General features: G+C 31.2%; 2 protein-coding genes. Both read right to left on the bottom strand.

Annotation, left to right across the window (positions count from 1 at the left end; genetic code table 11):
- Positions 1-858, bottom strand: an 858-nt coding sequence (locus H5072_RS19530) for a hypothetical protein (protein ID WP_182694518.1), incomplete at its 3' end; no start/stop codon positions are given.
- A partial coding sequence (locus H5072_RS19525; protein ID WP_220488723.1) for a hypothetical protein occupies positions 842-1377 on the bottom strand: 536 nt, incomplete at its 5' end. The genes H5072_RS19525 and H5072_RS19530, both read right to left, overlap by 17 nt.

The following is a 1377-nucleotide window of genomic DNA, read 5'->3' as shown; positions in this document are numbered from 1 at the left end:
GTAAAAAGTACCAGACTCTTGATAACTATCATTGGCTATTTTTTTTAATAACGATAGATCACTAATGGACTCAGAAAGCTCTTCAAATGTTTTTTCAACCCTAGAATCATTAAAACCTGCAAAAGCATTTTTGCCTAGCCGCAAGCAAAATGAGAAAATAACTGCTGATAAACCTTGTTTTGCCTTTTTCGTATAGAGGGAGATCAGTATGAATGATTTAACAACGTTATAATATGAATCTTTGAAGTTATATCTTTCTCTCAAAAATAATACTGTTTTCACAAGCTCACCGGAGATTTTTAAAAATCTCTCCTCGCTTCCCATTGAAATATAAAGTTGCATGAGTACATAGTATAACGAAAGTCTAAGGTGGAATTTATCTTGTTTACAATTTTCGCTTGAATCAAGTCGATAAGTTAATAAAATTAGCCCTAACATTACACTTTCAGCCAAAACCTTATCTTTATAGCTGCTATTTTCAATAACTCTATAACCATAGTTAATACCATTCGCAATTCTGAGATAAGGTTGCTTGATGTGCAGTGCATTTTGTCGAGATATAAATAACTTTATCGAGTGCTCAAGCTTCGCTTCTGGGAACTTACCAAAGAGCTGGGGGAGATTGCTTATACTAATATCTTGTTTAATGCCATCAATAATAAAATAAACATTCGTTATAATGAATTTTTCGCTCTCATCTAATATAATTGAAAAACAATTTTCAATTATTGAGTAGCGTTTGTCATTAACGTAAATAAACTCAAGGTGAGTCTTTATACTACTGTAAACATTGAATATAAGAGAGCTATCTTCGTATCTAACTCCATTTATCTCTATTGAATCATCTAAAATATTCATTATCAGCCTTTACTCTATCTAATAGATAGTTATTTATATCCTTTTCCTCTTCCTCAATAAATGCATTCGAGTTAAAACTATTTAAGGCATCTATTACTTTCATACTTTTGAGAAAAGAGAAAAAAGACTCTGGTTGATTAAATCTCGAGCAAACATTATGCCTAGCATCCTTTTTAAAAATTAATGGGCTTTCTTTTATATCATTATAAATAACTAGCTCATCTGTTTTATTTTCTAGTAATGTTTCAAGGTAGCTCGAACCAGCTCTCCGCTTTATAAAAATAATTTTCTTATCTAATTTTGGCAACAGATCGAGTAGGTGAATTGAACTTCCTTCCTCAAAAACGAGAGTGCGTGCTGATAATATTTTCTTAAGCTGTTCATCTAAGCGGATTTTTTCAGGAAAAACAACATCTACATTTTTTGAAAAATTCGACTCAAAATAGTCCCAGCCCATATTTCTACCACTAAGTTTGAAGTTTCGTCTGGAAAAAAAAGCTATACTATTTTTATTAAAGC

Origin of the sequence: Pseudoalteromonas sp. SR45-5 (genome assembly GCF_014163565.1) — a bacterium.
GTDB lineage: Bacteria > Pseudomonadota > Gammaproteobacteria > Enterobacterales > Alteromonadaceae > Pseudoalteromonas > Pseudoalteromonas distincta.
The sequence above is the reverse complement of the archived record's forward strand: the minus strand, read 5'-3'. Positions and strand labels throughout refer to the sequence as shown.